The sequence below is a fragment of the Streptomyces sp. genome, assembly GCF_031181555.1.
In the GTDB taxonomy this organism is placed as follows: domain Bacteria; phylum Actinomycetota; class Actinomycetes; order Streptomycetales; family Streptomycetaceae; genus Streptomyces; species Streptomyces fimbriatus.
Genome location: NZ_JAPSKQ010000225.1, coordinates 1 through 8,153 on the forward strand (window position 1 = coordinate 1; position 8,153 = coordinate 8,153).

Annotated in this window: 5 protein-coding genes; 1 reads left to right on the top strand and 4 read right to left on the bottom strand. The window is 75.5% G+C overall.

What is annotated here, in order from left to right; translation table 11 throughout:
• Positions 1-353 precede the first annotated feature (353 nt).
• The 4 genes from RIM90_RS28910 to RIM90_RS28925 all read right to left on the bottom strand — a co-directional run bounded on the left by RIM90_RS28910 (position 354) and on the right by RIM90_RS28925 (position 6,821).
• The gene (locus RIM90_RS28910; protein WP_309063704.1) at positions 354-1,268 is read right to left on the bottom strand and encodes a LysR family transcriptional regulator; all 915 of its coding nucleotides are present in this window, start codon (positions 1,266-1,268) and stop codon (positions 354-356) included.
• A complete protein-coding gene (locus tag RIM90_RS28915) occupies positions 1,265-3,010 on the bottom strand; it encodes an FUSC family protein (protein ID WP_309063705.1) in 1,746 nt (581 codons plus the stop codon). The genes RIM90_RS28910 and RIM90_RS28915 overlap by 4 nt, the downstream gene beginning before the upstream one ends.
• Before the next feature lie 592 nt (positions 3,011-3,602).
• The gene (locus RIM90_RS28920; RefSeq protein WP_309063706.1) at positions 3,603-4,625 is read right to left on the bottom strand and encodes a LacI family DNA-binding transcriptional regulator; all 1,023 of its coding nucleotides are present in this window, start codon (positions 4,623-4,625) and stop codon (positions 3,603-3,605) included.
• 675 nt (positions 4,626-5,300) lie between these two features.
• On the bottom strand, positions 5,301-6,821 hold the full coding sequence (locus tag RIM90_RS28925) for an alpha/beta fold hydrolase (protein WP_309063707.1): 1,521 nt from the start codon (positions 6,819-6,821) through the stop codon (positions 5,301-5,303).
• 122 nt (positions 6,822-6,943) lie between these two features.
• On the opposite strand from RIM90_RS28925, the gene RIM90_RS28930 reads away from it, so the two are divergent.
• Positions 6,944-7,888 carry a MerR family transcriptional regulator gene (locus RIM90_RS28930; RefSeq protein ID WP_309063708.1) on the top strand — a complete coding sequence of 315 codons (945 nt, stop codon included), beginning with the start codon at positions 6,944-6,946 and terminating at the stop codon, positions 7,886-7,888.
• Positions 7,889-8,153: the final 265 nt, after the last annotated feature.

Genomic DNA, 8,153 nt, shown 5'->3' on the forward strand with positions numbered 1-8,153 from the left:
CGTGCCTTCCCCGACGGGCCTCGTCCTTCCGGGGCCGGCGCTCCTGATCGGCGATGCCCGGCGAAGCGGATCGAGCCCACCGGGCGGAGGCTGCGCCGTGGGGGCGAGCCCGTCGGTCACCACCACCCGCGGCACGTGTCCGGATCTCTCGGGAGGCGGCGAGGGAACCCGGCGCCACCTCCGTGCCGTACCGGCCCCCTGCCCGGCGCGGCCGGTCCCTGGATCATCCCGTGCGCCGGCCGACGTGACCGTGCCCACCGAGGTGCTCGCCCCGGGCGTTCCGGTCGCGCCGGTGCGGCACGGCCGGCCACGTCACGGCGGCGGTCCCGCGGGCGGGTGGTGAGGGACCGGCCTCACCACCCGCCGTCGGCCACCCCGGCCGTCACCCGGAGCGCATGGTCGATGAAGCGCCGCGACGCCGGTGGCAGGGTGCGCCCGGACAACCATGCGACGCCGATGTCCCGGGCACCGCGCACGTCGGTGATCTCCAGGTAGCGGATGGGGAAGTCCGGGGTCGCCGCCGTGTCCGGTGACGACGGGATCAGGGACACGCCCAGACCGGCGGCGACCAGGCCGCGCAGGGTGTGCACCTCCTCGCCCTCGAAGCCGACGAACGGGGTGAAACCCGCCCGGCGGCACAGCGTCTCGGTGACGCTGCGCAGTCCGTAGCCGGGCTTGAGCAGGATGAAGGGCTCTTCGGCGACCTCGGCCAGCCGGACCCGGCGGCGCTCGGCCAGGCGGTGCCCGGTGGGCACGGCGAGCCAGAGGGGTTCGACCAGGAGCCGCCGCCAGGTGATCAGCGGATGGCCGGGGTCACCGCTGGTGATCACCAGATCCGCGGTGGCGTCCAGGAGGTGCTGGACCAGGCCGTTCTCCACGTGCTGGTACAGCTCGAAGCGGACCCGCGGGAACTCCTCGCGGAACCCGGTGACGAGCCTGGGAACCAGCCAGGTGCCCAGGGTGTGCAGAAAGGCCAGCGACACCGTCCCCGTGTCCGGGTCGACGGCCTCGGCCACTGCTCGCCGCCCCTGGTCGTAGCTGTCCAGGACGGCGTCGACGTACTCCTTGAACACCCGCCCGGCGGGCGTGGGGCGCAGCACGCGGCCGACCCGCTGGAGGAGCTGGGCACCCACCTCCTCCTCCAGCCTGCGCAGCGCCCGCGACAGAGCCGGCTGAGTGACACGGGCCTCGGCCGCGGCCTCCGTCACCGTCAGCCCCTGGGCCACCGCCTGGAAGGAGCGCAGCACCTGGAGATCCATCGCGCTCATCCTCCCACCGCGCCGGCCGCCGCACACCGGGGGACCGGGTGCGCGGAACCCGCCGGCCCGGCCTTGAGGTTGCGCGCGCTGACGGCGTCGCACATCCGCTCCGCCGAGGCGATGGCGTCCTCCCAGTCCGCCGGCCTCCGGTCGGAGCGGCCCGGTTCACCGCGGGCGTGGGCGACGGCCCGCCGGGCCTCGGCCAGCCGGTGGTAGGCGGTCCGGCGCAGTGCGTGCCGCTGCGCCGCCGCGGTCCCGGGCGCCAGGTCACGGTACCGGCGGGCGGCGGCCAGGGCGGCCTCGGTCTGCTCCGCGGCCCGCTCCGCCGCGGAGCGGGGCCACAGCACGAAGTGCGCGACCAGGACGATCGCCGCGGCCAGCGCGGTGTCGAGAATGCGCGCCGCGAACAGCGCACGGTGGTCACCGAGCATCTGGACGAGGACGAGGACGATCGCCGTCAGACCCGTCGTGGCGAGCGCGTAGTGGTGACGTACACCGACGGCCATCAGCGCGCCGAAGGCCGCCACCGCGCCGATCAGGACGTAGGTGTCCGTCGTCAGCAGGGTCACCGCGCCCAGCGCGGCCACCCCGACGACCGTACCGGCGCAGCGGTGCAGCGCCCGGCGGAAGACGGGACCGAAGTCGGGCTTGTAGACGAAGGCCACCGTCATGGGGAGCCAGTACCCGCGCGGCCCGTGCAGCAGCTCGGCACAGAGCTGGGCGACCAGTACGCAGACCGCCAGCAACACGGTGTAGCGCACCTGGGCCGCCCGCCCGTGCCACGGGAACGCCGGGAGGCGGGCCGGCACCTCGTCCGGGCGCTCCCGGACGGCCTCGGCGGACAGCTCGGCGAGCGCACGCAGGCCCGGTGAGTCCGGGGCGGTGCGGGGCGCGGCCCGGTCGGGTGCGCGGACCACCCGGTCCGTGCCGGCAGGACCGGTCGCCCCGCCCGGCCTCGGCAGCAGGCGCGCGGCCATCAGCAGCGGCATGTCCGTCACACACCGGGGGAGCGGACGGCCCTCCCACACCAGTGCGGACGTCACCTCACCCAGCCGCACCGCCCCGTGGAAGGCGACGCGCAACGCATCCGGTTCCGTCCGCGCCCGAGCGCGGCGCGCGAGGTGAGGGCCCATCGCCTGGTGAGCGTGGTCGAGGGCCGCGGTCAGTTGCCGGCGTGCGTCCTCCGCCGCCGGTGTACCGGCCGCCGCCAGGGCCGCGGAGGCCGCCCGGTACACGGCGAGGACGGCGGACCGCTCGACGGCGTGCCGGCGCCACAGCCACGGTGCCGCGGACAGGACCACGACGAGGCCCACCCCGGCCAGCAGCGCGAGCGGAGCCTGCCACCACGGCCCCGGTACCGGGATGCCGCCGCCGATGGTGGCGCCGAGCAGGAAGTGCATGCCGGACACGGAGGCCAGCCGGCTGCGCAGACTGACGGCGCCGGCGAGCAGGGCGACGACGACCAGGCAGACGGTCACCGCCGCCGGGTGCCCGCTGCGCAGCGCGAGTTCGCCGGCGAGCAGGCCGAGGGCGGCCCACAGTCCCATGCAGCCCAGGCGTCGCGCCCGCAGCGGGTAGGGGTCGGGGCCGTCCTGACTCACTCCCCACAGGGCGCCGATGCCCGCGATCACGGCGGGGACAGGTGTCGCGGTCCACACGCCGACGAGGAGCGGTACGGCCAGCGCGACGGCACCCCGCGCGGCGGCCGCGAGGGGCACCGGAGCCGGTGGGAAGCCGCGCAGTGCCTTCATGAAGTGATCGAATCCTTGGGACGGGACCGGGGGACTCCTTCAAGGGTCGATCGGAAGCATGCATGCGTCCAATGCCGGGCGGCAGGGAGAACCATGCGTGCGGTGCATGGGACAGCGGCCTCCCGCACGGCGACCGGCGCGGTCCCCGCCACCCGCGCATCACGCTGTCGGGCCGTGGGAGGCCGCATCGGGGGTGCGGGCCGGTGGCAGAGCGAGCGGCCGGGGGCCGCCGCGGAGCCGGTGGGGACGCACGGATCGCGGCCGTGCGCGAACGAGTCCGTGCACCGGGGGCGGAAGTGCGGCATCCCGGATCGGCCGGCCGGGCGCTCCGCGGACGGGCACACGGGTGAGCCGCTCGAGATCCGCTCCGGACAGGTCGCCGATCCCGCAGGGGCCGCTCCACGGCATCATCCGGCCGGAGCCCGCCCGGCAGGTCCCTGCCACCGTGGCGGACCCGGCCCTGCGGGACAGCGGGCGACGGGTGAGCCCCGGCGCAGTGGTCACCGACGCACCTGAGGTGGTTCCTCGAGCAGGTCCACCGGCCGGCGGGGGTCGCCGCGCGTGTCAGCAGGGGAGGGTGACGGCCGTCGGCTCAGGCAGAGTCCCGGAGCACGAGTTCCGTGCGGAGGATGACGTGCCGCCACGCCACCGCCGAGTCCTCCGTCTGCTCCAGGAGCAGCCGCACCATGGTCCGGCCGATCTCTTCCAGCGGCTGGCGGACGGTCGTCAGCCGCGGACTGGTGTGCTGGGTCCGCAGGAAGTCGTCGAAACCGATCACCGCCACGTCCTCGGGCACCCGGCGGCCCGCCGCGCGCAGGACGTCCAGCGCTCCGACGGCCATGGAGTCCGACGCGGCGAGAACGGCGTCGACCTCCGGCTCCCGCTCGATGATCTCGGCCATCGCCCGGCGTCCGCTCTCCTCGGTGAAGTCGCCCTCGACGACCCAGGCCGGCCTGATCCCGATGCCCGCCCGCTTCAGGGCCTCGCGGTAGCCGCGCAATCGGCACCGGGCGACGTACATGTCGAGCGGTCCGGTGATCGTCGCTATCACGCTGCGGCCGTGGCTCAGCAGGTGCGTGACCGCGCTGCGGGCACCTCCGGCGTTGTCCGCGTCCACATAGGTGACGCTCTCGTCGGCCGAGCGCCGCCCCAGCATGACGGTGGGCAGTCCCGCGTCGGCGAGCATGTCGGGCAGTGTGTCCTCGGCGTGCACGGACATCAGCAGGACACCGTCGACCCGGCCCCCGCGCGCGTATTCGACGAAACGCCGCCGGTCGGCGTCGGTGCGGACCAGGGTGAGCAGCAACTGCACCTTGGTGTCGGCCAGTGCGTCACCGACGGCCCGGACGACCTCCGAGAAGAACGGCTCCCCGAACTTCCGCCAGTCCGGCTCGGTCATGACCAGCGCGACAGCGTCCGCACGCCGCCCGGCGAGGGAACGGGCCGCCAGGTTGGGCACGTACCCCAGTTCGGCGATGGCGCGCTGAACGGCACGGCGTGTGGAATCCTTCACGCCCGCCGCGTTGTTGATGACACGGGAGACCGTTCCCCGCCCCACACCGGCGAGGGCGGCCACCTCCTCCAGTGTCGGTGTGCCCGGGCGCTGTCTGCCCATGACGACCTCCCCCCACGAGATCACCCGATACTACGACCGGCGCCTGCCGCAATCGATCCCGCTCCGCTCCTTCCGCGCGCGGCCCTTCCGCTCCGCGGCGGGTCCCGCGCGGGTGCGACGACACGGACCGGCCGCAGACCTTCCCTTACCTGATCGGACGAAAGCCCGTCGCGGCCGTATCACTGCGCGATCTCCGTTTCACGATCGGCCCGGCCTGACCGGATGACCTGGTGCCCGGCGGTGATGTCTGCGGCAGGGGCAGGTGTTCGCGCTGCCTGACCCGGAGGTCGTCCACCACGGCGGGACCGGCCGCCACGGTTCGGGAGACGCGCTCGTTCGTGGCGTTCGGGTGGATCTCCTCGCCCTCCGGCTGGTCGAGGAGCGAACGGCTCGGCTGCTGACCGGTTTCCGGCATGCCGCCGGGCACCGGGCCGCCGGGGGAGGGGCACACTGCATCGGTCACAGCCTGCCCCCCCCCGGGGGGGGCGGCTGCATGACGGTGAGGCGGGTGCCGTGGCGGACGGGGAACGGCAGGAGCCCGGGTGACCTGTGAGCGCCGATGCGGACGAGCCGGCCGCATGACGGGGGGCGAACCGGCCCGGGCCGTGGGCCCGTCACCGGTGTGTCCGGCGTTCCCGGGGTTTTCGCCGACGGGGCACGGCGTGCGGCCGGGCGTCAGCCGGTCAGGTGGGTCACCACCGAGCGCATCGCGCGGCGCAGGGCCGGGCGGACCTCCTCGGGCGCATCGAGGGTCTCGAAACCGTGGTGGCCGTTCGGGACGTCGATCAGTTCCAGGTGCGCCCCGCACTCCTGGGCCGCGGTCACGAACGCCTCCACGGTGGCGGCGATCCCGGGTGTCTCCCGTCCCGCGCGGAGGAGGACGAGGGGCAAGGCACCCGCGTGCGCGACCGCCGGGACCGGGCGGAACCGGCCGCCGGCCAGGCCCCAGCTGGGCAGCGGCGCCAGGATCGGGTAGGAAGCGGCCAGACAGCGCAGCCAGGTCGGGGGCTTTGTCAGCCAGTCCGCGGTGAGCAGGCCGCTGCCGGAGAAGAACCACAGGGCGATGCGGTCGGCGTCCACCCGGGGGTCGGCCCGCACCAGTTCCACCGCGGCGGTGACGTCCGCGGCGGCGTGCTCGTAGTCGGCGACGTCGTGCAGCCGGTGCTCGAGGGTCACCCCGACCAGGCCCTCGGCGGCCGCCAGGCGGGCGTGGCCCACCAGGGTCGGCCAGTCGCGCGGGGCCGGCCGGGCCCCGGCGGGCACCGGGCCGCCGTGCACGAAGACAACGGCCGGTCGCGGGTCCCGGGCGTCGGGGGCGTACAGGTCGACATGTCCCCTGCGGTCCCGGGGGAACTCGGGCACGTCCAGCGGGAACGGGCGCAGATGGGCGGGCGGTGCGTCGGCGCCGGCCGGTCGCAGGCGGCGTCCCTCGCCGGCCGCGGCCCGCAGCAGGACGTCCGCCAGTCCGGCGGGGCAGGACAGCATCGGCCAATGCCCGGTGGGCAGTTCGAAGAAGGTGATCCGGGGGCCGGTCAGGGCCGCCAGGACGGGGTCGCCGAAGTCGACGCGCTGCTGCACCAGGTCGACGCTGACGCCGTTATGGGTGCACAACACCCCGGTGGCGGGCACCGCGGCCACCGCCCCGGTCAGCCGCAGCGGCTGGAGCAGGGTGCCCAGCGGCTGTGGCGCGGCGAGGGCGGTGAGCCGGTCCAGTACCGGGCCGGAGACGCCGGCGGTGCTGCCCCAGCGCTGCCACTCGTCACGAGCCGGCGGCGTCAACTCGCCTTCGCCCTCGCCGCGTCGGGCCGACTCGACCAACTGCGCGCGCAGGACCTGGTCCGGTACGGCGGCCAGGGCCGGGACGCCGTTCTGCGGCATCCCGCAGTCCAGGTACACGACACGGGCGACGCGCTGTGGCCGCCGGTCGGCGGCGCCGAGCACCGGATGGATGCCGTAGTCGTGGCCGACGAGCACGATCTCCCGGCCGGACACCGCGTCCACCGCGTCGATCGCCGCGATCACGTCCGCGATGTGCGTCTCCAGATCGACGCGTGCCGACGCGGCGGGGCGGTCCGCGTCGACTCCGGTGAGCGGGACCGCGTGCACCTCGCTGCCCGCCGCGGCCAGCCGCGCGGCCGTCTCCTGCCACACATGGGCGCCGGTGAACATGCCCGCCACCAGGATGAACACGGTCATGGCCCTCTCCTCGGGTCCGTCGCATGACGCCGCGCCGGTCGCGTACGCCGTGGTCCGCGGACCGGGGCGTACACCCGGCCCGCGCGCCGGTACCGTAGGAACTCCCCCGGAGGGAGATTCAACTGTCCACGTCGTACGAGATCCTCTGGAGCATCGGTGAGCTCGCCGAGCGCGCGGGGGTCACCGTGAAGACCGTCCGTTTCTACTCCGACCGGGGTCTGCTGCCCGAGGCCTCCCGCAGCGGTGGCGGGCACCGCCGGTACGGTCCCGGGGCGCTGGAGCGGCTGCGGCTGATCCGCTCGCTGCGCGCCCTGGACCTGCCGCTGCCCGAGGTGCGCCGGGTCCTCGAGGACGAGGACCCGGCGGGTCGGGTACTGGAGGACGCCGTCGCGGGCCGCCTGCGCGAGCTGGGCGGTGAACTGAGGACGCTGCGCTGGCGGGAGGCGGCGCTGCGGCTGGTGCGGGAGTGCCCGCCCGGGGAGCGGGCCGACCGGCTGCGGCTGCTCGGTGCGGTGAGCAGCCCGCCGAGCACGGCGCCGCTGGCCCGGTTCTGGCGTGCCTGGCTGCCGCCGCGGATGCCGGCCCGGGCGACGGCGGCGTTTTTGGAGGTGGCCGTTCCGCAGCCGCCCGACGAGCCGTACCCGGCGCAGGTGCTCGCCTTCGCCCGGCTGCACGCGATGACGACGGCCCCCTGCCCGGCCGGCCGGCAGCCCCAGCCGGAGGTGCACCGGGTGGCCGGGGCCCGCGGGGCGACCGTGCTGTACGCGGGCCTCGCCGAGGCCTACGAGCTCGCGGGCCCGCAGGTGCGCCGGGCACGGGATCCGTACCCGGGTGAGGCGCTGGACGCCTACGTGGCGGCGTACGCGAGCGCGTACGGCGCCCGGGACACCCGGGAGTTCCGCCGTCTGCTGGCCGCGCGGCTCGCGGCGGGGCCGCGTCTGGACCGGTACTGGGAGCTGACGGCCGTGGTGCTCACGCCGCCGGGCGGCCGGCCGGAGCCGACCCCGGGCTCCGCGGACGGCTGGTTGCGCGCGGCACTGGAACGGGACAACGCCGGAGCGGCGTAGACACAGGGGGGAAACCGCGGGGCGCGGCCGCCGACCGGATGCGGCGAATCGGGGCCCCGCACCCGACCCGCCGGCACACCGGTGACCGGAAGCCCTCCGGGCGGAGGACGGCCCGCAGCGCGCGCCGGGTGGTGGAAGGAGCCTTCGGCGGCGGTCTCGTCCCGGCGGCCCTGCAGGAGGATGCCGAGCACGTCGCCGCCCTGGCCGGCGGCCCGCCACGGGTACTTCTGCTCCTTGCCGGCCCCCTGGAGACCTCCTCCGGGCG